The organism is Bradyrhizobium sp. 170 (genome assembly GCF_023101085.1).
Taxonomy (GTDB): domain Bacteria; phylum Pseudomonadota; class Alphaproteobacteria; order Rhizobiales; family Xanthobacteraceae; genus Bradyrhizobium.
In genome coordinates, this window is sequence record NZ_CP064703.1 from 1,966,828 (window position 1) to 1,991,989 (window position 25,162).

19 protein-coding genes and 3 pseudogenes are annotated in these 25,162 nt (G+C 57.8%); 12 read left to right on the top strand and 10 right to left on the bottom strand.

Annotation, left to right across the window (positions count from 1 at the left end; genetic code table 11):
- Positions 1-810 precede the first annotated feature (810 nt).
- Positions 811-1,455: a class I SAM-dependent methyltransferase gene (locus IVB05_RS09415; RefSeq protein ID WP_247783949.1), complete on the top strand. Its 645-nt coding sequence runs from the start codon at positions 811-813 to the stop codon at positions 1,453-1,455.
- Positions 1,456-1,750: 295 nt separating this feature from the next.
- Here IVB05_RS09415 and IVB05_RS09420 read toward each other — a convergent pair whose 3' ends face one another.
- From IVB05_RS09420 to IVB05_RS09435, 4 genes and pseudogenes are all read right to left on the bottom strand, one after another.
- A complete protein-coding gene (locus tag IVB05_RS09420; protein ID WP_247783950.1) occupies positions 1,751-2,335 on the bottom strand; it encodes an aminodeoxychorismate/anthranilate synthase component II in 585 nt (194 codons plus the stop codon).
- The gene (gene pabB / locus IVB05_RS09425) at positions 2,332-3,726 is read right to left on the bottom strand and encodes an aminodeoxychorismate synthase component I (protein ID WP_247783951.1); all 1,395 of its coding nucleotides are present in this window, start codon (positions 3,724-3,726) and stop codon (positions 2,332-2,334) included. The genes IVB05_RS09420 and pabB overlap by 4 nt, the downstream gene beginning before the upstream one ends.
- A 169-nt stretch (positions 3,727-3,895) precedes the next feature.
- Entirely contained in the window at positions 3,896-4,201 is a 306-nt protein-coding gene (locus IVB05_RS09430) for a Dabb family protein (RefSeq protein WP_247783952.1), read from the bottom strand.
- Between the two features lie 158 nt (positions 4,202-4,359).
- Positions 4,360-4,985: pseudogene (locus IVB05_RS09435) on the bottom strand (GntR family transcriptional regulator).
- Positions 4,986-5,274: 289 nt separating this feature from the next.
- Between IVB05_RS09435 and bioB the strand changes: the two are divergent.
- The 6 genes from bioB (at position 5,275) to IVB05_RS09465 (ending at position 11,413) form a co-directional block, all read left to right on the top strand.
- Positions 5,275-6,276, top strand: coding sequence for a biotin synthase BioB (bioB, locus tag IVB05_RS09440; RefSeq protein WP_247783953.1), 1,002 nt, complete (start codon positions 5,275-5,277; stop codon positions 6,274-6,276).
- 46 nt (positions 6,277-6,322) lie between these two features.
- Positions 6,323-6,676, top strand: a complete 354-nt coding sequence (panD, locus tag IVB05_RS09445; RefSeq protein ID WP_247521701.1) for an aspartate 1-decarboxylase — start codon at positions 6,323-6,325, stop codon at positions 6,674-6,676.
- Between the two features lie 81 nt (positions 6,677-6,757).
- The gene (locus IVB05_RS09450; RefSeq protein WP_247783954.1) at positions 6,758-7,912 is read left to right on the top strand and encodes an 8-amino-7-oxononanoate synthase; all 1,155 of its coding nucleotides are present in this window, start codon (positions 6,758-6,760) and stop codon (positions 7,910-7,912) included.
- Positions 7,909-8,541 carry a dethiobiotin synthase gene (bioD, locus tag IVB05_RS09455; RefSeq protein ID WP_247783955.1) on the top strand — a complete coding sequence of 211 codons (633 nt, stop codon included), beginning with the start codon at positions 7,909-7,911 and terminating at the stop codon, positions 8,539-8,541. The genes IVB05_RS09450 and bioD overlap by 4 nt, the downstream gene beginning before the upstream one ends.
- The gene (locus IVB05_RS09460) at positions 8,538-9,824 is read left to right on the top strand and encodes an adenosylmethionine--8-amino-7-oxononanoate transaminase (RefSeq protein ID WP_247783956.1); all 1,287 of its coding nucleotides are present in this window, start codon (positions 8,538-8,540) and stop codon (positions 9,822-9,824) included. The genes bioD and IVB05_RS09460 overlap by 4 nt, the downstream gene beginning before the upstream one ends.
- Before the next feature lie 1,007 nt (positions 9,825-10,831).
- Positions 10,832-11,413 carry a Crp/Fnr family transcriptional regulator gene (locus IVB05_RS09465; RefSeq protein ID WP_247783957.1) on the top strand — a complete coding sequence of 194 codons (582 nt, stop codon included), beginning with the start codon at positions 10,832-10,834 and terminating at the stop codon, positions 11,411-11,413.
- Positions 11,414-11,668: 255 nt separating this feature from the next.
- On the opposite strand, the gene IVB05_RS43715 is transcribed toward IVB05_RS09465, so the two are convergent.
- A complete protein-coding gene (locus IVB05_RS43715) occupies positions 11,669-11,914 on the bottom strand; it encodes a hypothetical protein (protein ID WP_346771839.1) in 246 nt (81 codons plus the stop codon).
- A 79-nt stretch (positions 11,915-11,993) separates the two neighbouring features.
- Between IVB05_RS43715 and IVB05_RS09470 the strand changes: the two are divergent.
- Positions 11,994-12,441 (top strand): annotated as a pseudogene (locus tag IVB05_RS09470) (alanine dehydrogenase); the annotation flags it as partial.
- A 396-nt stretch (positions 12,442-12,837) separates the two neighbouring features.
- Here the strand turns inward: IVB05_RS09470 and IVB05_RS09475 are convergent.
- Together IVB05_RS09475 and IVB05_RS09480 are read right to left on the bottom strand one after the other, a co-directional pair.
- Positions 12,838-14,526 (bottom strand): MFS transporter, encoded by a 1,689-nt coding sequence (locus IVB05_RS09475; RefSeq protein ID WP_247783958.1) that lies wholly within the window; start codon positions 14,524-14,526, stop codon positions 12,838-12,840.
- Between the two features lie 535 nt (positions 14,527-15,061).
- Positions 15,062-15,538: an Lrp/AsnC family transcriptional regulator gene (locus tag IVB05_RS09480; RefSeq protein WP_247783959.1), complete on the bottom strand. Its 477-nt coding sequence runs from the start codon at positions 15,536-15,538 to the stop codon at positions 15,062-15,064.
- A 574-nt stretch (positions 15,539-16,112) separates the two neighbouring features.
- Here IVB05_RS09480 and IVB05_RS09485 point away from each other — a divergent pair.
- The 4 genes from IVB05_RS09485 (at position 16,113) to IVB05_RS09500 (ending at position 21,686) form a co-directional block, all read left to right on the top strand.
- Positions 16,113-17,516, top strand: a complete 1,404-nt coding sequence (locus tag IVB05_RS09485; RefSeq protein ID WP_247783960.1) for an aspartate aminotransferase family protein — start codon at positions 16,113-16,115, stop codon at positions 17,514-17,516.
- 252 nt (positions 17,517-17,768) lie between these two features.
- On the top strand, positions 17,769-19,208 hold the full coding sequence (locus tag IVB05_RS09490) for an aldehyde dehydrogenase family protein (protein WP_247783961.1): 1,440 nt from the start codon (positions 17,769-17,771) through the stop codon (positions 19,206-19,208).
- Positions 19,209-19,254: 46 nt separating this feature from the next.
- On the top strand, positions 19,255-20,538 hold the full coding sequence (locus IVB05_RS09495) for a methylaspartate ammonia-lyase (RefSeq protein WP_247783962.1): 1,284 nt from the start codon (positions 19,255-19,257) through the stop codon (positions 20,536-20,538).
- Complete coding sequence (locus IVB05_RS09500; protein ID WP_247783963.1) at positions 20,535-21,686, top strand: CaiB/BaiF CoA-transferase family protein; 1,152 nt, start codon at positions 20,535-20,537, stop codon at positions 21,684-21,686. Before IVB05_RS09495 ends, IVB05_RS09500 begins: the two co-directional genes overlap by 4 nt.
- 613 nt (positions 21,687-22,299) lie before the next feature.
- On the opposite strand, the pseudogene IVB05_RS09505 reads toward IVB05_RS09500, so the two are convergent.
- The 3 genes and pseudogenes from IVB05_RS09505 to istA form a co-directional block, all read right to left on the bottom strand.
- A pseudogene (locus IVB05_RS09505) lies at positions 22,300-22,615 on the bottom strand (ATP-binding protein); the annotation flags it as partial.
- 129 nt (positions 22,616-22,744) lie between these two features.
- Positions 22,745-23,557: an IS21-like element helper ATPase IstB gene (gene istB, locus IVB05_RS09510; protein ID WP_247783850.1), complete on the bottom strand. Its 813-nt coding sequence runs from the start codon at positions 23,555-23,557 to the stop codon at positions 22,745-22,747.
- A complete protein-coding gene (gene istA, locus IVB05_RS09515) occupies positions 23,554-25,107 on the bottom strand; it encodes an IS21 family transposase (RefSeq protein WP_247783964.1) in 1,554 nt (517 codons plus the stop codon). The genes istB and istA overlap by 4 nt, the downstream gene beginning before the upstream one ends.
- Between the last annotated feature and the right edge of the window lie 55 nt (positions 25,108-25,162).

Sequence of the window (25,162 nt, forward strand, 5' to 3'; positions counted from 1 at the left end):
CCGTTGCGCGGGAGCACGCCCCGCTGGTTCCGGATTGAGGAAGATCAAGCAGAAATTTGGACTGTCGTTGCTGTCTGAAGCGGGGCGTTTAGGCGTTCCATTTGCGTAAGCTACCTTCCTCAGTGACATCTTACCAGTTCACCAAGCTCTTCGTGTGCGACTTAGCAGCTCCATCATTGCAAGAGCGGCGGCCGGCAGAGGAGGCCAGATACGCGCCAGTTTGACGCAACGTGATGTGACACGGAGTCTCTCAAGATGAGAAAATCGTTCCTCGTATTCTTCTGCACAAATCCTTCTGAAAATGGGCCAAGTCGAAGAGTTTATCTTCTCGTCCTCATGGGCTGGATCGACTTCACAGATGCTTGAACTCCACTTGCACGACACAAATTTGAAATGAACCATTGCTGCTGGTAGTTGTGCTATAAGGCCTCTGGCAAGAAGCATCGTAAGGTTGAATATGAAACAGCTTCGAAACCGCTGGGCTGCAATATAGTTCACTTCAGCTGTGGAATGAACAGTTGAAGGCCCTGCCGATGAGCCGCACGACATGAGATGCGACATGCTCATATATCTTTGCCACTCCACTGGATCCGATGCGATCGAGCAGGCCGTGAGCTGTCGAGATCTAAGGGGGCGGTACTCGCATCATTGGTTTTTAGGGTCTGTAGCACGGGAGCTCCCACGAAACTCTAAGTATCACATGAGTGCCAGAGCGGACAGCGCGGACCGCCAAATGACCGAGGAGTAGCGATCTGTGGTCGTCTTGTACCTTGAACTGAGATGCAATCCACTCGAACGGAGAAATCAAGCATGAATGCCGTTGCCCCTAGTTTCATTCAGGATGAGAATTTTCATGCGGTAACTGCACGCCTGCTATCGGAGCAGTATCCCCTTGACGGTGGACCACGTAACAATCCCAAAGCGAGCCGCAATCCCTTCGATTACGTGGAGTACGGTCTCGGCATTGCGCCGGAGCAAGGCGAACTGATATATCTGCTCTGTCGGTGGCTGGGCACAAAGCGCGTTGCGGAATTTGCGACGTCTACCGGGATGTCAACGCTCTATCTCGCCGCCGCAATGCGTGACAATGGCGGTGGGATCGTGATTGGATCGGAACTCGTCTCCGCGAAGGCAGCAGCAGCGCGTCGCAATCTGCGCCATGTAGGTCTTTCGGATTACGCCGAGATTAGGGAAGGGGACGCCCGGAGAACTCTGCGTGATCTCGGTGGACCCGTAGATTTTGTTCTGATGGATGGCTGGTTTGTGAATGAGGGTCCCTCTTTGGCCCGACAAGTTATAGAGATTGTCGCACCGCAAGTGCGGATTGGGGGCTATGTGATGAACGAGAACGCTGAGCCCGATTTTCTCGAGTTTGTCAGGGATCCAGCAAACGGCTTTCTGCGTTTAACGTTGCCAATCAAAGTTGGCGCGGAGCTCTGCGTGAGGGTAGCCTAAGCCTACCCCTCGTTTTTCTCGGCCTCGTCTTGCGCAACGTGATCTGTCCGAAGGTCTTCAGATCCAATTCCGAAGCGGCATAACGCAAATGAGATGATCCCAACCATGAGAGTGCATCAACCTCATCGAATAAAGTCATGCTCTTTCGCAGCGGAGTTCTGTTAATTGAGTGCGGCTACCGCAGCTTCTGCTGGCATCTTGGATGGAATTCGTTTGCTCAGGAGGGAGCCAGCTCACTCTCACGTTGCGCAGCACGCCTCTTCCGACGTCGGACGTTGGCCATGCTGTTCGATCCTCAGGTTAACGAAGGTTCTGCTATTCGCAAGAAGTTTGAAAGCAGTAGGTCCCCTTGTGGGGTAAGTATGGATTCGGGATGAAACTGTACGCCATAAGTTGGTTGATACCGATGCGCGAGGGCCATGATCTCGCCCTCCTCGGAACGCGCTGTCACCTTGAGATGCGGGGCGCATGTCTCATCGAGCTCAACAACAAGAGAATGGTAGCGGCCCACGCAAAGTGGCGATGAGAGTCCAGTGAATAGCCCCTGGCCGTCATGGGCAATATGCGAAGACCGCCCGTGCATGGGCCGACGTGCACGCACTACGCGTCCGCCGAACACGCTCCCAATACACTGATGCCCGAGGCAGATGCCGAGAATGGGCAAGCGACCTGAAAGTTCGCGGACGATGGCCGTAGATATTCCGGCCTCGAGTGGAGTGCAGGGGCCAGGCGAGATAATCACTGCGCGCGGCTTGAGGCCAACAAGATTGCTGACGGTCAGCGCGTCATTCCGGATCACCACCGTTGCTGCGCCAAGTTTCCGGAGATAACGGGCAATGTTGAAGACGAATGAATCGTAGTTGTCGACGATAAGTATCAAGATGCGCCAGCTGTTTCAGCACGCAATGCGTGGAAGATTCGCTGCGCCTTGGCGAGCGTCTCCTCGTATTCGGCCTCTGGATCAGACATCGCCGTTATCCCGCCACCTGCATGAAACACGGCCAAGCCATCGTCGATCGTTACAGTGCGGATCGCAATATTCGTATCCATATGACCGTTGAAGCCGATGAAACCGATCGCCCCGCAATAAACATCTCGCGCCACACGCTCGATTTCGGCAATAATCTCCATTGATCGCACCTTTGGCGCCCCCGTAACAGAGCCGCCGGGAAAGCAGGCTCGCAGTAGGGTGACTGCGTCTTGGTCTCCTGCGAGCTCCCCCCTTACGATCGACACGAGGTGATGCACTGAGGCATAGGATTGGAGGTCGCACAGCACTGGAACCTCGACCGAATGCGGAGTGCATACGCGCGACAAATCGTTACGCAGGAGGTCGACGATCATAATGTTCTCGGCACGGTCCTTTTCGGACGCAACTAGGACTTCAGCGCGACGCCGGTCTTCCTCGAAATCGGCGGAACGCGCGATCGTGCCCTTGATGGGGCGCGTCTCGACCTCTTGTCCGTCAAGCTTTAGGAACCGTTCGGGGGAACTCGATGCGATGGTGAGCTTGCCGTAGCGCAAGAGGGCCGCAAAGGGCGCCGGGTTCAATGAGCGCAGCTGGCAGTAGAAGGCAAGCGGATCGAATGAGGGTGACAACCGGGCACAGAAGCGCTGCGCAATGTTGGCCTGGAAGACGTCTCCGGCCAGAATCAAGTCGATGACGCGCTGTACCGCCGTAATGTAGCCGTCACGGCTGAAGTTCGAATGCCGTACGCCGGGTGTGCCCAGGGAATCATTCCGCGGCGACTTTGGGTTAGCAAGGAGAGCTGCAAACTCATCGGCTCGACCGCGTGCACGCTCGCTCCGACGTACGGCATCTTGTTCCGGCCATCCGGTAGAAACGATCCGGCACCTGTGGTCACTGTGATCGTAGCTGATTACCACATCATAGAAGTGTAAAACGGATTGGGGCAAACCCAGACCAGGAATTACGGGCGCCGGCAATTGCTCCAGTGTCCTGTTCAGATCGTAAGCAAGAAAGCCGGCCACGCCTCCCTGGAACGGCGGGAGATCGAGGCGATGCTCTTGCGGATACATGGCAAGCAGGGTGCGAAGAACTTCCCATGGATCGCCCTCGAGAGCCTCTCCATTGCAACTCGCCTGTCCGTCCGCGACCATATAGGTGCTAAATGGGTCGCAGCTCAGATATGAGTAGCGTCCAACCAACTCGTGTCTTGCCGCGCTATCGAGAAACGTAAGGTGCGCTCGATGCGCGAGAATTCGCATCGCTGTGACAGGCTCAATCCACTGCAATTCTCGGACGTGCATGGGGTTGTCAGTCACTGAGGGCTAGAGTGCTGTGAGGCGTGCTCCGATTGTGATTCTCACCTAAACGAGAGCGACGCTCGTCCATGATCAGCAAACTCTTGAGATCGGTTATCAGGTTAACCCCCGTCGATGGTACGGTGCGCGGACCAAAATTGATTATCGCTGCTATTTAAGCAATACGCACATCTGTTGATGCGTTGTAGTCGGCCGCGAACCGCAGTTCCCGGAGTGGTCGTACCCGACTGATCGATTCCTGGTATAGATCATGCGCTTTGAAAGCTGCGAGATCCGCCTCGTTGTCGAACTCACCATAAACCACAACGTCAATGTCGTTGCCGAGCTGGTCGGTCTTGCGGTTGCGGGCAACCTCGAGCCGGCGGGCATGCGGGATTTTGGTGAGAACCGAGAGGCCTTCGATCATTTTATCGATGTGGGCCTTATCCTTAGCTGTGAACAGGACGATGTGACGTATCATGGATAGCCTGAGGAGTAATGAGTAGGTCGCATAACTATCGTGGGATTGAACCGGCTGCAACGCTAGCACCACATCCCGCGCTCGCCCGGCAAGATGGTCGCTGCTGCCGCAGTCTTGCCAGGACCGTGGTCTGCAACGGAACTCGCCAGAATTGCCGGTCAGGACGCAGGAAGGGCAAGGCGCTCAATCGATTGAATGTGGCGCGCGAGCAGGTTACAGGCTTGGTCGACGTTGCGCGCTCGCAATGCCTGCAGAATCAGGCGGTGATCCTGATTGGATCGCGGTCGCCAACCGCCATCGCGAACACCAATCGAGAGTTTGCAAGCTGTAGTCCGTCGAGACTGGCGAGCAGGCGCGGCATCGCACACGGCGCCGCCAGCGCGTGGTGAAAGGCGCGGTTGGCCATCTCAAAATCCTGAATGGTCTGGGCATTCTCTCCTTCAACCAGGGCGAGCTTGATCCGTGCCAAATGGCTAGAGGTGAGCTTTGGAGCCGCATTGCGCAGGGCGACCACCTCGAGAGCTCCACGCATCTCGGCGATCTCCTTCACGGAATTGGTATCGAGTGGAGCGACCCTCACGCCACGACGGGGCACAGCGACAACGAGATGTTGAGCCTCCAGTTGGCGAAACGCCTCGCGCACGGGGACATGGCTGGAATTGAACTCTCGCGCGACATGATCCTGCCGGAGCGGGGCGTCAGGCGGCAGAGCGCCGCTAATGATGCGCTCACCAATTGAGCCCGCAATGTGCTGGGCAATTGTGGTGTTCTCGTCTGTGATCATAGATTATCTATCACAACTGAGCGGATATATTGTGCCCCGTTCGGCGACCGGCCCGAGATGATTCGACATCGAACCTTGATTCGCCCGATGTTGCAGGATTTCGCCGGGTTTGAGCAGTTTTTGCGGTCTTTGCGCATCGATTAGCTTTACATCTTTTTCGGAAAGGCTGGCTTTGGGCGGCGATAATCATCTCCCAGCGGTTCCTAAGGCAATTTACTGGCATCGATCGCTCGACTATCGATAATCGGCGCTGGTATCTATGATTGACGCGGGTAAGAAGGCAAGTGCAATGGCTGCTGCTATAGGAGTGGAGCGGAACGACGGCGGCGACAGAGCGCCGCTCCGCAGTGGCTGGGAGCGCGCCGAGGTCGAAGCGCTCTATGGCCGGCCGTTTGCCGACCTGATATTTCAGGCGCAGAACGTTCATCGGGACAACTTCGATCCAAACCACCTTGAGGCCGCGAGCCTGCTCAGCATCAAGACCGGCGGCTGTCCGGAAGACTGCGCCTACTGCTCGCAGAGCGCCCATTACGACACCGGGCTGAAAGCCACCCGCCTGATGGATTGCGCCGATGTGGTCGCCGCCGCAAAGCGCGCGAAGGACGCAGGCGCGAGGCGCTTCTGCATGGCCGCGGCCTGGCGCAGTCCAAAGGACCGTGATCTCGATCAGATCTGCGACATGATCAGCGCTGTCAAAGGCCTCGGGATGGAGACTTGCGTCACGCTCGGCATGTTGACGCGCAAGCAGGCCACACGGCTCTTTGAAGCCGGGCTCGACTTCTACAATCACAATGTCGAATCCTCGCCCGAGTTCTACGGCAAGATCATCACCACGCGCACCCTGCAGGACCGCATCGACACACTTGCACATGTGCGCGAGGCCGGCATCAAGGTGTGCAGTGGCGGCATTATCGGCATGGACGAGCGCCTCGAGGACCGGCTCGCCATGCTGGTGCTGCTCGCCAATCTTCGAAAGCCTCCCGAAAGCGTGCCGATCAACCTGTGGAACCAGGTCAAGGGCGTGCCAGTCAACGACACCGCGGAGCGTCCCGATCCGATCGCGGTGGCGCGACTGGTCGCGACCGCCCGGATCATGATGCCGAAGAGCGTCGTGCGGTTGTCTGCCGGACGGCAGTACATGAGCGATGCACTGCAGGCTCTGTGCTTCTTGGCCGGCGCGAATTCGATCTTCATCGGCGATGTGCTGTTGACCACCAAAAACCCGAAAGCCGACCGCGACGCGAATTTGCTGGGTCGGCTCGGCATCACGTCCGCACCTTGCCTCAAGTGAAACAGGCAGCGAGCACGCTGTACGCAAACTCCAGTGTAGGGGACAAATGCAGATTACGTTGATGAAAGGAAAGATCGATCGTGCCTCGGTGACCGAAGCCGATCTGCACTCTGAGGGCTCGATATCAATTGATCGCGCGCTGCTCGACGCGGCAGGTTTCCTGATCAACGAACGCGTCGAAATCTACAACACCGAAACCGGAGTGCGCTTCGCCACCTATGTCACCGCAGCGCCCCCGCGGTCGGGCACCATAGACTTGAATGGTGCAGCTGCGCGACTTGCCATGCCCGGAGACAAAATTGCTATCGTTGCATATGCCTCCTTTGATGAGGCGGAAGCCAAGCTCTTTAGACCCCGTGTTGTGCTGGTTGACCCAGAAAACCGCATGCTACCAAGTTGAAAGTATCAGGTGATGTTGGAGCCTTTGTGCTTGACGACATCAGAACTCTGGCGCGATCGATGCCTACGCTGGAAGTGAAGAATGAACTCAATCCATTCGGTCAAAGTTGCCGATTACGTCGCACATTTGGATGCTCTGAAAGAGGACAACCGGCTGCGCAGCCTCAAACCGCGCGCAGGCGTCGATTTCGCATCGAACGATTATCTCGCGCTGGCGAGCGCTCCACGTATGAAAATGGCTGTCTGCGCCGCGCTCGAGGCCGGCACGCCGATCGGAGCCGGCGGCTCGCGGCTTCTGCGCGGCAATTGTGAGGAGCACGAGAGCCTCGAAGCAGAAGCTGCCAGGTTCTTTGGAGCGGAGACGGCGCTGTTCTTTGGCGGCGGTTATGTCGCAAATTTTGCTCTCCTAACAACGCTGCCGCAGCGGGGCGATTTGCTTGTTCTCGATTCCCTGGTGCACGCGAGTATTCATGAAGGCGCACGAGCTGGCAGGGCCGATTTTCGGATAAGCACCCATAACGACCCCCAGTCGGTCGAAAGCACAATTCGCGACTGGCGCGCGAAAGGCCGAACCGGCCGCGTCTGGATCGTGGTCGAAAGTCTCTACAGCATGGATGGCGACTTCGCACCGCTTGAAGACCTGGTCGCGATTGCGGATCGGTACGACGCGTTCCTGATCGTGGACGAAGCCCATGCCACAGGCGTCTACGGCGAGCAGGGACGGGGGCTCACCGCACCCTATGAGGGGCGCGAAAATCTCTTAGTCGTTCATACCTGCGGCAAGGCGCTGGGTGCTGCCGGCGCACTTGTCACTGCTTCCAGTGCACTGCGCGACTTCATGGTCAATCGCTGCCGTCCGTTTATCTTCGCCACCGCGCCGTCACCGTTGATGGCCGTCGCCGTGCGGGAGGCTCTCTTAATCCTGCAGGAGGAGCCTGAGCGCCAGCAGCGTCTGGCCAAGCTGGTCGCGTTCACGCATCAGCAGATCAGTGAACGCGTTAGGCGAAGTCCTTCGGACTCGCAGATCGTGCCTTATATCGTCGGCGACAATTCACGTGCGATGCGGCTCGCCTCTGCACTGCAGGCTCGCGGCTTCGATATCCGCGGAATCCGGCCGCCAACTGTGCCGGCGGGCACGGCCCGTTTGCGGATTTCACTGACACTCAACGTTGGGGAGGATGACGTGCGTGCAATGCTCGATGCGCTCGTTGAGGAGACGGGGGGCTGGCCGCGATGAGCCAGCGGATCGTGGTGACCGGTACGGATACCGGAATCGGAAAAACGGTGTTTTCCGCGGGGCTCGCCGATCTCCTCGGCGCGAACTATTGGAAGCCGATTCAGGCGGGTCTCGACGGAGAGACCGACACCCAGGTCGCCGCAAGGCTGGGCAGTCTCTCACCCGATCGCATCGTGCCGGAGCGCTACCGCCTTCGAACGCCCGCTTCGCCGCATCATTCCGCCGAAATTGAAGGAGTTCGCATAGACGTAGATGCGCTCGATATTCCGGACGCCGGGGAGCGACCGCTAGTGATCGAGGGCGCCGGCGGGGTAATGGTGCCGCTGAGGGGCGCCACACTTTATGCTGACATCTTCGAGCGATGGCAGCTTCCAGTCGTGCTTTGCGCAAGCACAGCGCTGGGTACGATCAATCACTCGCTGCTGTCGATAGAGGCTCTGCGAAAGCGCCAGATCGGCATTCTTGGGATTGCCTTCATTGGCGAAAGAAACTCGGAGAATGAGAGCGCAATTTGCGAGATCGGGCGGGTGCGTTGGTTGGGGCGATTGCCCTGGCTTTCTCCTCTCACGGCAGACGCGCTGCAGGCCGCGTTCAACGCCTCGTTCCGTGCTGACGATTTCCAGCCATGATGCCAAAGAAAAAGTCGCCGATCTGGCATCCGTTCACGCAACACGCGCTTCAAGACGAGATAACAAGGGTTGTGCGAGGTGATGGTGCTTATCTCCACACAGCCGATGGTCGCCGTATCATCGATGCAATCTCATCCTGGTGGGTCGTGACGCATGGACATTGCCATCCACACATCGTGAGCGCGATTCAGAAACAGGCAGAAAAGCTTAACCAGATTATCTTTGCCGGCCATACCCACGAACCGGCTGAGGAGCTTGCTGCACAACTTTTGAAACTCGCTCCCCGCGGCCTCGACTATGTCTTTTTCTCCGACAGCGGCTCAGCCAGTGTGGAAGTCGCCTTAAAAATGGCACTCGGCTATTGGCACAATATCGGCAAACAGCGAATACGAATTGTCGTGATGCAACATTCCTACCACGGCGATACGGTCGGGGCGATGTCGGTCGGTGCTAGAGGTGTGTTCAACGCGGCGTACGGGCCTCTGCTGTTCGACGTTACCTCAATCCCGTTTCCCGCTAGAGGGCATGAACAGGCAACGCTCGATGCGCTCGAATCTGCATGTCGAAACGAAATGCCAGCCGCCTTTATTGTGGAGCCTCTGATATTGGGGGCGGGCGGGATGCTGATGTACCCAGCCTGGGTGCTAAGAGAGATGAAGCGGATCTGCGAGGCCTCGGACGTCCTGTTCATTGCCGACGAGGTCATGACGGGCTGGGGCCGCACCGGAACACTATTCGCTTGCGAGCAGGCCAATGTCACGCCCGATATTGCCTGCTACTCGAAAGGTCTCACGGGAGGGGCGCTTCCCCTTGCGGTGACACTCTGCCGCGCGGATATTTTCGACGCGCATTATTCCAAAGATCGTACGCGTACGTTCTTTCATTCGAGTTCATATACTGCAAATCCAGTGGCCTGCGCCGCCGCAAAGGCCAACCTGGATCTCTGGCAAGATCAGGAATGTCGCCAGCATGTGGCGTCGGTTGCCACAATGCAAGAACAGACAATTGAGCCATTCCGCGCCGACCCACGTTTCGAAAACGTCCGTCGGACAGGCACGATTACGGCACTCGATTTGACAGCAAAGGGAGCGGGCTATCTCGCGAGCATCGGTCCGAAGCTTCAGGCGTTTTTCAAGGACCGAAATCTACTGTTGCGGCCGCTCGGCAATACGATCTACGTTATGCCGCCGTATTGTGTCACGGCGGCCGATCTTGATGAAATCTATGGTGGCATCAGGGATGCTGCCGATGCGCTAACTGGAAGGCACGCTTCGGTTGCGTAACTCTCATGTGGAGTACGCCAACCCGATCCAAAGTCGCTCCTCATGACGAGTTTGCGGCTGGGAAGTTCGTAATTGATGAAGAGCAACTATCGGACCATCTCGATGTGTCTGTCTCTGATTTCTGAAAGGGTAGGTTTGTGTTTCCCCTTTTCTGCCATCTTTCTTAGGAAGCTCTCCACTGATGCGGGTCAATCGGTGGATCGGAATCCAAGATAAGGCACATTCGGAGGACGCCTCTCAGGCGAGATTTGACAGCTTGCGGGTTGTTCGTATCCTTCGTTCGCACGCGTGAACTCCCGGCGCTCTCGCTCCAAAGAGTTCCGAGATCTCGTGATTCCGGCTATACCGGCGCTCACCGACGCGCTGCTTCAGATATCCATGCCTATGGAAGTCGCCTCCGCAAGCCGATGGAGTTTGGAGATTCGGGACTGGCGACCTGTCGGCAAGCTTGGCCCGTTTTCTGAGGAATCCAAGAACCTCAGGTTGGCCTAGGCAGGCGACGAGCCAGTCCCAGCCCCATAGTGACCATGTATGTCAAGCAGAAGGCGCAAATGAGATTGTCGCGCTTTGACTGGGCAAAGGCAAGTTGGTGGCGCTGATGCTCCAAGCAAGGGTCGGTACATGCAACCGCTGGCTCGGCCAGTCGGAATCCGTCAAAAGGGGTCACTCGAAAGCGGCATTTGAGCGTCGGTGCGAGGTTCATTGCATTAATCAAGATTGAAACGGCGTTACAGTCGGTAATCAATATTTCGTCAGCGGTGTTGACCCGGAACAAAATCCGCATGCCAGGAGACGGAGCACACCACGACCGACCATGCGCCCGATTGATAGCTCCGGAGATACAGCTCTCAAGCGAGCGTCCGGCGCATAGCAGATGCTTCAACCGGCCTAGCACGGTGCGTCCTAATACGTGGTCCTTTGTCAAGAACGTAATCCTGAGGAGAATTTCTCGTCAAGACCTCGCGGCAATAGGGGAATTCCTTGAGCCGATCGTCCTGAAAGAACGCATGGTGCTGCAAGAGCCGAAAAGGCATCCTGATCATGTCTATTTTATCGAGTCGGGCCTCGTCTCGCTAAGAATTGTCGCGTCGGGCAGCTTCCTCGAAACGGCGGTGATAGGACATCGGGGAGCGGTCGGCGCTTCGCTCCTTGTGGGAGCGCATCTTTCAACGCATCAATCTGTTGTGCTCTTTCCTGGAAGTGCGCACAGGATCCGTGTCGAAGATTTGTGTCGGGTGATGACCGAGTATCCTGAAATCCGAAAACAGCTCTTTCAGTACGTTCAAGCGCTGACCTTGCATTGCGCTCACACCGGATTATGCGGGGTTCGGCACGATCGCGAAAAGCGGCTCGCGAGCTGGCTTTGTTTGGCCAGTGATGCTCTTGGCGCTCAGGTGCTTCCAGTCACCCATGACTGCCTTTCGTCTGCCTTGGGGCTGCGCCGCGCTGGGGTAACCGAGACCTTGACCCGATTCGAAAAACAAGGCTTGATTCGCAAGATGCGCGGCGTCTTGCAGATCGATGGACGCAAGGGCCTCGAGCAAACGGCATGTGGGTGTTACAAACTAATTTCAGACGCTTATGCCTAGTCGTGTCCGTGATTTCCAGCAAAACAGTGCCGGGGCTAGCAAAGTGCCCCCGGAATCAATCGAAGTTGATTTAAGCGTCGAGTTGAGGGCGGCCAGCCGCTCCCGATCAGTTCCTTGCGCGTCGCCATGCTCAATCGCCTCATCATTGCCCCTGCGCTCATCTGCGATTGGGGAGCAATTTACGTGAGGCAACAATTCCGCCGGGAATATTTCGGGCGACGCAATGCGGAAGGTTCTCGCATCCAGAGTGTCGCGCTACACGATCTTGGGACGATCTTCAGGTGAGACGAGCTTCGAAACCAGAAGGTCTTCAAACTCCCGCCCGGGATCGTAAGGCTTAGCAGCACCGTCTCGCCGCGCAGGCACGTCCAGTAAACGGGGGGCGCGCGCAGTGAGCGGATGTTCATTGGGTAACACAACGAGAACACGCTCACTCCACAACAATATGGTTTTGCTGTCCAATAGGGGCAGCAATCCAGTGACGATCAGGATATCAAGCACGCCGTTGCAAAGGGCCCTTGTCAGACGCGTCCGTGATCGTTCAACGTCGCAAGTTCAAGTCGTGGAATTCGCTACATTTACTCGATTCTCGACGATTCACAGCGTCGAGGAGGAGGTGTCTGCGGCAGACGTCGTAATCGGTGCTGTGCTTATGCCCGGAGCGAGCACGCCGAAGCTAGTCAGCCGTAGAATGTTTAGCTCGATGCGCAAAGGCTACGTGATCGTGGATGTTGCTATCGATCAGGGGGCTGCTTCGAGACGTCGCGTCCAACCACTCATGCTGATCCAACTTACGAGGTGGACGGCGTCATTCATTACTGCGTAGCTAATATGCCGGAGCTGTCCCGCTGACTTCAAGTCAGGCACTGAATAACGCCACGCTGCCCTTTGGTCTGGCTCTCGCCAACAAGGGTTTTTCCGCGGTGCTCGAAAATCCGCATCTGCGCGCAGGCCTCAATGTCTATCGGGGCCGCCTAACCTATAAGGCTGTAGCCGAGAGTCTCGGCCTGCCAATTTCACCGATCTAACAAGCTGCGGGCTGATCCCAGAGGTCCCCCACAGGGACGTTTTCCTCCCTGACTTGGCCACTCCTTCGGAGTGGCCATTTTTTTTGGAGGAATTTACACGTTACTGCAATCTGAAGCACTTGGAGCCCGAGGATGAAGTCGAGCAGTTGTCCGGACGACGCACAGTTGCGTCTTGGCGATATGAAAGCTAGACCACCGGCTGAGATGTGCTGCGTTCGGTGGCGGGTACATTGGCCGACTCATTGGCAGCGGAGGCTCCATGTTGCAGCGAATCCTTTCGTAACTTGCTTCTGCGGGCGTCGTCTTCAGGCTCTGGGGAAGGCATCAACTGGCCGAGCCGCATGCACACCCTTCGCTTCAATCAGGAACGCGGATTTCTCGATTGCTAGAGCGCGACTATTGGCTGCCGCCGTGCTTGTAATGGTGGGGCAGAACTTCATTCGCGGCGTGGTCGGGCACGTCTTCCTTCCAGCGCACCGATCCGAATGGGCGCTCCAGCATCCGGCGGACACGCACGGGCCCAGGGCCGAGGTGGAAAGCAATCGCCTGCTGTTCAATCGCGCGCTCCGACCGCGTCGAGCGGTTGCGCTGGCGCAAGTAATCGAGCCATGTTGGGCAGTGATAGCGCTCGGTCCACAATTCGGGATCGGCGATGTCGCGCGCAATCGACCAGCCATAGGCGCCGTTGCGTTGACGGAACAGCTGTACGTCCTGCATCACATTGTGGAAGGCCCGCGCATTTTCCAGCGCAACTCGGTATTCGATCTCGACCACCAACGGCCCGCTGCGTCCGGTCAGCGCCAGCCGTACCTCGGGATCCGCAAGCACCTCGGCCTCTTCGCCCCGCGCACCGATGCGCGGAATAGGCAGCCAGAGCCCCAAAAGCGGCGAGACCAACATCAGAGCGGCAGAGACCAAGAGCGCAGTTTCGACCCCGGCGGCATCGGTCAGATGGCCCCAGGCCCAGCTACCGATTGCAATCCCGCCTGAGCTCGCCGCTTGATAGGCTGCCAGCGAGCGCCCCGCTACCCAGCGCGGCGCAGACAGCTGCACGCCAATGTTGAACAGCGCCCACGCCATCATCCACACGGCCCCCGCGAGAACAAGCGCGGCGGCCGTCAATACTGGCTCGCCACTCAATGCCACTGCGGCAATCGCCCCGGCCATGGAAAGCGCGCAGGCGCGGATCGCGGCCTCACCATTCATGTGCTTGCGGACTTCAGTGACATTCAGCGCACCGATGACCGCGCCGAGACCAAAGGCGCTGAGCAGGATACCATAGGTCTGGGCATCGCCATGCAGGAGATCGCGCGCAACTAGCGGCATTAGGGCAATGATCGCGCCGCCGATCACACCGGTGACCATGGAACGAGTTAGAACAATCTTGATCGAGGGTGAATGGGCGATATAGCGCAGGCCCGAAACGATGGCACGGTTGAGCTTCTCAGGCGGCAAACGCGAGGGTTCGGAAATGCGTTTCCACAGAAACAGCGCAAGCAATAGCGGCAGATAAAGCAGCGCGTTGAGCGCGAACGCAGCCACTGCGCCGGCGGTCGCAACGACAATGCCGCCGATCGCCGGGCCCGCGCTACGCGCGATATTGTAGCTGATGCTGTTCAGCGTCACGGCCGCGGGAAGCGTTTCCAATGGCACCTGCTCACCGACCGAGGATTGCCAGGCCGGATCCATTAGCGCCGCGCCGATGCCGACTACGAAGCACAAAGCCAACAACCAGTTTGGCGTGACTATGCCAAGCCAGGTGAACATCGCCAGTGCTGTCGCGCCGGCGAGCACGATACCAAGTGAGACCAGCGCCACGATGCGCCGGTCATACATGTCGGCAATGGCACCGGCCGGAATCGAGACCAGCATAACCGGCAGCATCAGCGCGGTCTGAACCATCGCGACCTTGTCAGCCGACTGTGTCATCTGCATCATAGCCCAAGCCGCGCCAACGCCCCGAATTAAGGCGCCAAGATTGGAGAGCAGGCTCGCCAGCCAGATGCGCCGGAAAGTGGTGTGGCGCAGTGGAGCGGTGATCCCATCGGCGGTGAATGTCCGTGGCTTGACCAAATCGTCGATCATCTCGGCTCCTGCCTCGCCTTCAAAGGCATGATTCTGGACCAAATCGAGGACGGTCCGGAAAACTTGGCCGCTAGCGCCTGACTAAGCGCTTTTTCACCCTCGTCTAACTTGCATATTTTGAATTCAAGGACTTCACGAGGCCCGCCGACGGCCTGACGCATCCCTGTTGATCCGCAATCGCCTCTTCGCGCGCGCAACGCGGTATTGACTTCGAAATTACTGCCGCTGGCATAACGCGTGGACATGGCATGACGTCACGGCCGTTCAAGGCGAGGTCGCTAAATGATCGCTCTCAAACTGCCGAGTTCCTATGCTTTGAGTAGAGTCATCAGTGGATGGATGATGCAACCGAATGAGACGCGATATTGGTGGCCTTGATCTCTTCTGAACATCGATCTGAAAAGAATCCTCAGCTCAAGTGCGTGCAGCATAGGATAGAGAAGGGACGGTGAGGGGCTTTTTCTATGAGTGTTGGCTAAGAAAAAGTGCACAGTCACGAACCTACGGATCGAATCAGGCCGACGCCAGAGTTTGTTTAATCCTCCGGCGGAGCTTCAATCGGAATAGCAAAGCTCACCTTCACGCGATCTACTATGACCATCGTCTTGAAGCCCTTAATGTTTGGGTTCTCATAGAAGAACCGTCGCGTGAACTGCTCATAATCCTCCATGCTATGCGCGGTAATGTACAGGACAAAGTCAGCGTCGCCAGTGACGTAGAATCCATTGACGACGTCAGCTGACGACTTGATGGCCTTCTTGAACCTGTCGATTATATCTGAACGCTCCCGCTCTAGGCTCACCAGCACGAGCATTTGAATAGATCTTCCTACCGCCTTTGGCGAAACGATCGAGACATCAGCCTCGATGATGCCCTCGGTGCGGAGCCTCTTCAGTCGTCGTTGACATGCGGTAGCGGAAAGCCCCGCCATTTCGCCGATCACCTCGGAAGTTAGGCGGTTGTTCTTTTGCACGATCTCGAGGATGCGGGCGTCTGTTCGATCATAGGGCATAATCGGCTCCAGCTTTCAGGTGAATCGCAGCGCCAAATGGCAGACCGGTGCAGGAAATCCTCCGAACCGCAGCACATACGACGCAAATATGTTCGCAACATCATTATCCTCAATGCATAGGCATTTCAACAAATGGCCGCTTCGGACTCGCAAATGATCTCCGAACCATTCGGCAGCCGATGGCAGGATCACAGCAAACGGCAAGCACGCTAGAAAGAAACTTCATGAAAGCTGCGGTGCTCGCAGATGAGGCCGACGGCCTGCTGATCGCCAAGGAAGAGGCCTTTGGCGGGTTGCAGGATTCTTGCCGCATGACGATGAGAAGGAAGTCCCAGCGCGCTGCAACAATTTGGAACGGAGGCGCGGTGCCTATGTCTATACGTGCAAGCCCAATCGCACCATGCGACTCGCGGGCCGGCTTGAATGCGGCGTGGTGGCGGTCAATGCCCAGTTTACCGGCGCTATCGCTTTCAGCGAATGAAGACATTACAGCGTCGCTGAATGAAGGCTCGAAGCGCGGTTTCTCCGAATCCAGAAGCCAAACATGTCCACGTTGCGATTGAGAGGGAGTGCCGTGACCACAAATATCGAAGAAATTAGCAAAAAGGACAGAAGCTCCGTTCTGCATCCTTTCACGCATCTCAAGGATTTTGCGACCGGCAAGCTCGGGGAGCCAACGATCATCGAAACCGGTAAGGGTATCCGAATTCAGGACGCTCACGGTAATCAGCTGATTGACGGTTTCGCCGGTATGTACTGCGTCAATGTTGGTTATGGGCGTACCGAAGTGGCTGAAGCAATCTCGCGGCAGGCTTATCGTCTCGCCTACTATCACTGCTACGCAGCGCACACGACGGACGAGCTCGCGACCCTCTCCGATCGTCTCGTCAGGATGGCGCCAGGAAAGATGAGCAAAGTCTTCTACGGCATGTCCGGCTCGGATGCCAACGAGACGCAGGCAAAGCTCGTCTGGTACTATAACAACCTTCGAGGTGAGCCGAACAAGAAGAAGATCATCTCGCGCGAACGCGGCTATCACGGCTGCAGCGTCGTTTCCGGTTCGATGACGGGTATGAGCTTTTACCACGACTACATGGATCTTCCGCTGCACCACGTTATGCGGACCGGTGTTCCGCATCACTATTGGGGCGCCAACCCTGAAGAAACCGAGCACGAATTCTCTGCACGTCGTGCGATTGAACTCGACCAACTCATCGAGCGCATCGGACCGGACAATGTGGGCGCCTTCATCGCCGAACCGGTGCTCGGCACGGGCGGTATCACGCCGCCTCCGGAAGGATACTGGAAGGCAATCCAGGCTGTGCTCAAGAAGCACGACGTTCTGCTGATCGCCGACGAGGTTATCACCGGCTTCGGCCGCACTGGGTCAATGTTCGGTTCTCAGCACTACGGAATCGAACCCGACCTGATCACGGTCGCCAAGGGCCTGACCTCCGGTTATTTCCCCCTTTCCGCCGCGATCATCGGCGAAAAGGTCTGCAAAGTCTTGGAAGACAGTTCTGACAGGGTTGGCCCATTTTCGCACGGCTACACTTATTCGGGTCACCCAATCGGCGCCGCTACGGCAAATGCCGTTCTCGACATCGTCGAGAAAGAGAACCTTCCTGGCAACGCCCGCGAAGTGGGTGCCTATTTCCAAGCTCAGCTCAAGACGAAGTTCGCGCAGCTGCCGATCGTTGGTGAAGTGCGCGGGGTCGGGTTGATGGGCGCTATCGAGTTCGTCAGCGACCGCGATAGCAAGAAGCGTTTCGATCCATCCCTCAAAGTTGGTGCTCGCGTTTCCAAGGCAGCCCGCGACCGCGGCCTAATCGCGCGCCCCATGCCCCATGGCGACATTCTCGGTTTCGCTCCGCCGCTCGTGACCACCAAGCCTGAAATCGATGAGATCATCTCTATCACCGAAAAAGCCATTCGCTCCGTCATGGACGAGCTCGTCCGTAGCGGTGAAAAGATCTAGCGAATGGCGGCCGTAGGCCTTCGGCTGCGATCTCCCGGAGCCTACTGCCAACGATCTCCATTCGTTGCGATGGCGCTGTCTCTTTGGTTTGACATCGCGGGATGACATCGGTGTCGCGGGTACCACGATCCGGCCGAGGCTGACGCTGATGGTTGAGCCAAGTACCGGGACAGTGACCCTCAGACATGGACAAGCGGCAGGATAATCGTGGGCGTTCGTAAACAGTGGTCAACAGCAGGGCGGCGACGGACTATGTCCGATAGCGGAAACTACAATCTTTTTATCAATGGAACGTGGCGCTCAGGCGGTAACGGCACCGATCTAGCGCTCATCAATCCTGCCACTGGGCAGAAATTTGGGCATGTCGCCGTTGCTTCCGCGTCCGATCTAGATGATGCTTTGAAGTCTGCAGAAGACAGTCTGCTGCGCTGGTCCAACACACCGGCCCATGAACGCGGAGCGCTTCTCGTGCGCGCCGCACAAATACTGAAAGGAAAGATCGAACCTGCGGCATCAGCACTTTCCAGAGAGCAAGGGAAGACTGTAGCCGAAGCGAAAGGCGAGTATGCGCGTGCGGTCGAAACCCTTGAATGGAATGGTATTCACGCGCAGGAATTGTCGGCTCGATTTTCGATCGATCAGAAAAGGATGATCGTACCGGAAGCGATTGGTGTGGTTGCTGCATTTACACCCTGGAACTACCCAGCCGTTCTCAACGCTCGGAAACTTGCCGCTCCTATCGCAGCGGGCTGCCCGGTAATCCTTAAAGCGGCGGAAGAGACTGCAAGCGCTGGCGTCTACATAATGGAGGCCTTGGAGGAAGCAGGGATTCCAGCCGGCGTAGTGGGTCTGGTTTTCGGCCATCCGCCAACGATTTCCGAACACCTGCTCGGTTCGCCTGTCGTCCGAGTTCTGTCCTTCACCGGCTCAACGCCGGTTGGCAAGCAGCTGGCGAAGATTGCAGCAACCAATCTGCAGCGATGTGTTCTGGAGCTCGGCGGCCACTGCCCTGTCGTAGTCTTTGAAGATACAGACGTTCCGAAGGCGGTTTCCGCAATATCCGAATACAAGTTTGAGTGCGCGGGTCAGAGCTGCAACGCTCCCAGCCGCATTCTAGTCGCGCAATCGATTTATGAGGACTTCCTGGCAAAACTTGTTCACGCGTCAGAAAGGATCAGGGTCGGTCTGCCTGACGACCCAGAGACGGACATGGGGCCGATGGCGAACGCGAGACGCATTGAGGCAATGGAACGCCTGACGAAGGACGCGATCAATCGCGGAGCAAGGGTCGAAACAGGCGGTAAACGTCTCGATCGACCGGGCTTCTATTGGGCGCCTACAATTCTCAGCAACGTTCATCCCGAATCACAGGTGCTTCACGAAGAACCTTTTGGACCGGTCCTCACTGTTGAGCCCTTCGGTACGGTTGAAGATGCCATTGAGGTAGCCAATTCGACTGAATACGGGCTAGCATCCTATATCTTCAGCGACTCCCCTGACATTCAGAAAAGAATGGTCCGTAGCCTTTCGACGGGTACTGTCAGCGTGAACTATCTCAAGGGCGTGTCCGCGGATGCCCCCCTCGGTGGCATCAAACAGAGCGGTTACGGCTACGAAGGCGGAGTGGAAGGGGTGAGGAGTTTCCAAAACCTAAAGCTCGTTAACTCAGCCAATGTTCTGGCTATCGATTAGGCGAATGCAGAGCGGCAGATGGCAACGAACGTAGATTGAGTGCGCAATGAGAAACTCTCCAAACGTAAAAGATGTAATCTTGGCTCCTGGGAACGGTAGTTTCTTCTATGACGATCAAGCTGCAATAAGGACCGGCGCCGCTCATGACGGTTTCCTCTATGTCGGCGCTCCTCTGACACCTGGGTTTACTAGCATCCGCATGCCGGCGCGCTCGCTGAGCATCGGCCTTGTGTTGTCGGACGATGTTATCGTCTGGGGCGACATGATGAGCGTCCAATATTCAGGCGCCGGCGGCCGCGATCCAGTGTTTCAGGTCGACGCAATCGAAGCCCTTACCAGATCTGTGGTCATACCGCGGCTGCTCGCTGCCGACGTGTCTAACTTCCTCAATGCTTGTAAACATGTCTTCGCTTACCACGAGGACAAGCGCCTACCCTTGGCAATCGAATATGGCGTGAGCCAAGCGTTGCTTGGCGCTGTTGCGCATGTTGCGCGGACTACACCAGCTGAGGTGATCTGCTCTGAATTTTCGTTGCCATTGCCGGAGCGGCCAATTCCAATCTACGCTCAGAGTGGAGATTCGCGAGAACTCAACGTCGACAAGATGGTCCTCAAGTCTGTTGATGTTCTTCCGCATGGATTGATCAACTCTCGCGAAAAGTTCGGCCCTTCGGGCGAGACGTTTCGTAATTTCGTCAGGTGGGTCGCCAAGCGCACGAGAGAAATTGGACAGCCCGGATATCATCCTATCCTGCATTTCGACGTCTACGGTTGGATTGGTCTCGAGATCGGCATGCAACCCGAAAAAATTGCCGATTTCATCGGGCGGCTTGCGGATGAGGTCCCGGGTTACCGGCTTCATATTGAATGCCCGGCAGATTTTGGGTCAACGGAAGCTCAACTAGAAAAGTACGCCAAGATCGTCGAGTTTCTCGACGCACGCGGCACAGAAGCCCGGATTGTAGCAGACGAGCAATGCAATACCTTGGAGGATATCCAGCTCTTCGCCAAGGCAAAAGCGGCTCATCTAATTCAGATCAAAATGCCTGATGTAGGTTCGATCGCCGACAGTGCCAGGGCTGTGTTGATCTGCAAGGAAAATGGGATCGGTGCGTATGTTGGCGGAAGCTGCACCGAAACGGACTTGTCCGCGAGGGCCGCGGTCAATATCGCCGTCGCTACGCAGGCCGACATGATACTAGCAAAACCTGGGATGGGCGTCGACGAGGGCATTTCCATTGTAGGGAATGAGCAGAGCAGATTGCTCTCCATTCTCAAGTACCGACGTTCCAAAAACTCTATGCGAACTGTTGATGCAGCGTCGGCATGAGAAAGGCCCTTGAAGGTATTACGGTCGTTGCGGTCGAGCAGGCGGTGGCTGCGCCCTATGCCTCTTCCCGCCTTGCGGATGCTGGTGCACGTGTCATCAAAGTCGAACGGCCCGAGGGTGACTTCGCGCGAAATTACGACAAGTTCGTTCGGGGCCAGAGTGCTTACTTCGTCTGGTTAAATCGCGGGAAAGAATCGATCTGCCTTGACCTGACGGTCGAGCAAGACCGTGCCGTTCTCGACGCGATGATTGCCCAGGCGGATATCTTCATTCAAAATTTAAAACCTGGCAGCATCGGCAAGCTCGGCTTCGGTTGCTTAGATCTTCGTAAGCGCTTCCCGCGCCTGATAACCTGTGACATCTCCGGGTTCGGCGACGGCGGTATCCTGTCGCATTTGAAAGCGTATGATTTGATCGTGCAAGCCGAGACCGGTCTTTGCGCCATCACCGGGACGGCGCATGGCCCGGCGCGGGTCGGCGTGTCTGTGTGTGACATCTCAGCTGGTATGACTGCCCTTAACGCCATCTTGCAGGCGCTGCTCTTGCGTGAGCGCACCGGCGAAGGAACGTATATTCAAGTATCGCTTTTTGATGCCGTTGCGGACTGGATGAACGTTCCGGTGCTTCAGTTCGATTACAGCGGCTACCACACCGCGCGAGTGGGCCTGAACCATCCCTCGCTGGCTCCTTATGGAGCATACCGTTGTGCGGACGGCAAAGACATCATCTTCTCCGTTCAAAATGACCGGGAATGGGTGAACTTCTGCACCAAATTCCTCAAGCGGTCGGAACTCATCCGCCGTCCCGGTTTCGGCGATAACATGGCGCGAATAAGCAATAGGGTCAATTTGGATGAAATCGTCATTGATCGGTTTGCGCAGCTCTCGAGCGATGAAGCAATGCGTGAGTTGGAGGCGGCCGGGCTTGCGTATGGAAGGCTCAACCAGATAGAGGATCTATCACAGCACCCTCATCTGCGCCGGGTACCGGTATCCACGCCCGCAGGCGATGTTCACGTGATCGCGCCGGCCCCGATCTTTGATGAGGAAAATGATTTGGCATTTAAACCTGTTCCCGCTCGAGGAGCCCATTCTGAGGCGTTGCGGAAGGAGTTTTTGAGTTCCTACGGGCAGCGCACGGCCGATTGAACTTAATTGCCTTGTGCGAGCTCGTTGCGGTGCTCCTTCAGTATTTGACCAAATTGAACGTCACACGTGCGCCAGATCGGCGGCCTATGTCGGCGGGGCTGGAAAGGAGGCGCGCGCTTTGCATAGAAGCCTCGGCTTCGAGGCATACGCTAACGCGCTCCCAGAGATAAATGGCCGATTGTTGATGCAAGCCTCCGCAAAATGACAATCAATCGCTCTTTGGTTGTAATTCTATGAACCTGAAGACTGGCGTGACAGAGCGGTGCTCGGTCAGCCGAGCCACATGGACTGGCGTCTTATGAGGGTCTTCAAGTGCGTTGTAGAATGCGGCGGAATGTCTGCGGCCGAACTCGAGCTCAGTATCAGGACGTCCACGATCATCGCCACATAAAGGAGCTGGCTAACGCTTTGCCACGGTGGCCGCGCCAGCTTCTCGGTCACGCCTTGAGGGGCAGCGAGTCCACGTAGGAAACCTGAGGATGCTCTGCTCCCTCGACAACTTTGGCGCCAGCATCGACAACACCTACTTTCGCCTATTCAGCGAAGCTGCATCCAACTGAACCTAAGCACTCACGTGGTGTCAATCGGCCTGCAAATGTGACCCACATCGCGTCTATTTGACTCTTCGCGCCGCCCGGCTTGCTATTGCGCTCGGCTCGTCGGAGCTGCCCGGGATTACGCAGACGAGACGGGCGCGGGTTGCTTGATCGTCGTCGCGGTTTTTGAACCGGCAGCTGTCACCGGTCTCGACGATGTCGCAGTTCGGGGTCAACCGGTGGAGCAGCGCAGTGGTCATCTTGGCGCCGCTGAACACGCTGGGCCATTACTGAAGGCGATTGGGTGACGACGATGACGGGGCGCTCGTATGGCCGGCTGACGAGATCGAACAGGAGCTGGCCGCCGGAGGGGGCAGGGGGCGGATATCCGAGTATAGCGCGACAATCTGGGTGGGAAGCTGGCGACAATCAGGATGGCGAGTCGGTGTCGCGGCGAGGTGATGATCGCCGCGATGATTGTCGCGCGCAAGAGTTTTGTTGAACTCTGACTGTCGCGGAGCGTCAATCAGCGACGGTTTTGGGTGTCGCGTGCGATGTCGGGCGACCGGGACCGCGTTTTCGTTCGAGGGCGGTCCGCCTGCGATAGCTCTCGACATTCATCTCGACGATGGTGGCGTGGTGAACGAGGCGATCGATGGCGGCGAGGGTCATCGCGGGGTCGGGGAAGACCTTGTTCCATTCGCCGAATGGCTGATTGGCGGTGATCAGCATCGAGCGCCGCTCGTAGCGTGCGCTGATGAGCTCGAACAAGACGCTGGTCTCGGCCTGGTCCTTGGTGACATAAGCGAGGTCATCGAGGATCATGAGATCGAAGCGATCGAGACGATTGACGGCCGCCTCGAGGTTGAGCTCGCGCCGCGCCACCTGGAGCTTCTGCACGAGATCGGTGGTCCGGGTGAAGAGGACGCGCCATCCGTTCTCGATGAGGGCCAAGCCGATCGCTGCCGCCAAGTGGCTCTTGCCGCCGCCGGGCGGGCCGAACAGGAGCAGATTGGCGCCCTTGCCCAGCCATCCATCGCCGGCGGCGAGCGCGGTCACCTGCGCCTTGGAGACCATCGGTACGGCCTCGAAGTCGAAGTTGTCGAAGGTCTTTCCGGCGGGCAGCCGCGCCTCGACCAGGTGGCGCTCGATGCGACGGCGGCCGCGTTCGGCTATCTCGTGCTCGGCGACGCTGGCGAGGAAGCGGGCGGCCGGCCATCCTTCCTTGTCGGACTGCTCGGCAAATTGCGGCCACAGCACCTTGATGGCGGGTAGCCGCAGCTCGTTGAGCAACAGATTGAGGCGCGCTGTATCGACGGTGTTGGCCGTGCTCATGCTGCACCTCCGATCTCGGCGGTGGCACCGATGAGGCATTCATAGGTGGTGAGCGGTGCCAGATGCACGACGACGTTCGGCACGTGAGCAAGATCAGGGGCGAAGCGAGCGCGCAGCCGGTTGAGATCGGGCAGTCGGCCGGCGTCAAGATCGGCCGTGAGCTGATCGGCGAGTTCGGCCTCGCAGCCGCGCTCATGCGCAAGGGCCAGCAGATCGACCATCAGCCGGCAAGCTTTCTTGTCCGGCAACCGTTCGCGCAAGAAGTCGAAGGTTCGGCGGTACGCATCGCGCGGGAACAGCTGATCACGATAAACCAGATTGAGCAGCGCCATCGGCTTGCGCCGCAGCGAATGGATCACGTGCCGGTAATCGACGATCTGATCATGCTTGCCGCTCGGATGCGGCCGGCCGCGCGACAGGGTGAGGAGATGCGTACTACCGACGAACACGTCGAGGCGATCGTCATAGAGGCGAACCCGCAGCTGATGGCCGATCAACCGCGACGGCACGGTGTAGAACACCTTGCGCAAGGTGAAGCCGCCGGTCGACGTCACGCGGACGATCACTTCCTCGTAGTCCGAGGTGCGCAAATCCGGCAACGCCTGCAGGGCGGTGCGCTCGTGATCGATCCGCTTGGCGTTGCGCGCATTGCGGCGGCTGACGATCTCGTCAATGAAGCCGCGATAGGTGGCAAGATCGTCGAAGTCGGCGGTGCCGCGCAGCAGCAGCGCGTCGGCGATCGTCCGCTTGAGATGGCCATGCGAGCTCTCGATCGACCCGTTCTCATGGGCGATGCCGCGATTGTTGCGGGTCGGCCGCATGCCGTAATGGGCGCACAGCTCCTCGTATCGCCGCGTCAGATCGTCCTGAGCATTCCGGTCGAGATTACAGAAGGCGGCCGACAGACTGTCGGTGCGATGGTCCCGCGGCGCGCCGCCGAGCGACCACAGAGCGTTCTGCAGTCCTTCCGCCAGGGCGACGAAGCTCTCGCCGCGGAGCACAACATGGGCGTGCTCAAACCCGGAATAGGCCAGCCGGAAGTGATAGAGACGATGACCAAGCGGCACGCCCGCGATGGTGACGCCCAGTTCGCCCATGTCGGTGAAGTCGGACAGGCCGACCTGACCCACTTCGTGGGTCTGACGGAAGATGACTTCCTGCTCCTTGCCGTGGATTGCCCGCCAGGAGCGGATGCGACGCTCCAGGGTGCGACGGATGCCGGCTCCGAGTTCAGGATGGCGTCGTAACAACTCCTCGAAGATCGCAATCGGCCGCACGCCAGGGGCTGCCTTGAGCATCGGCACGACCTCAGTCTCGAACACGTCGGCCAAGGGATCCGGCCGGCGGCGGTCGCGGGCTCCCTTCCTCTGCGACGGGAGCCTTCGATCCTTCTCGAAGCGATACGCGGTCGAGGTACTGAACGACGCCTTGGCGGCGGCCACTGGCGGGGTATCTGTCTGACGGTACTTCATGTAGAGCCTCATCTGGTGATTGGTTATGTGTCGGCCTGGCAAGCGAGTGATTCCTCTTGGCGGAAGAACCACTTGCACAACCAGCCGGCCGCGATCACCAGTCGGCGCGGTCCCCTGTGGATCGCGCCGACGC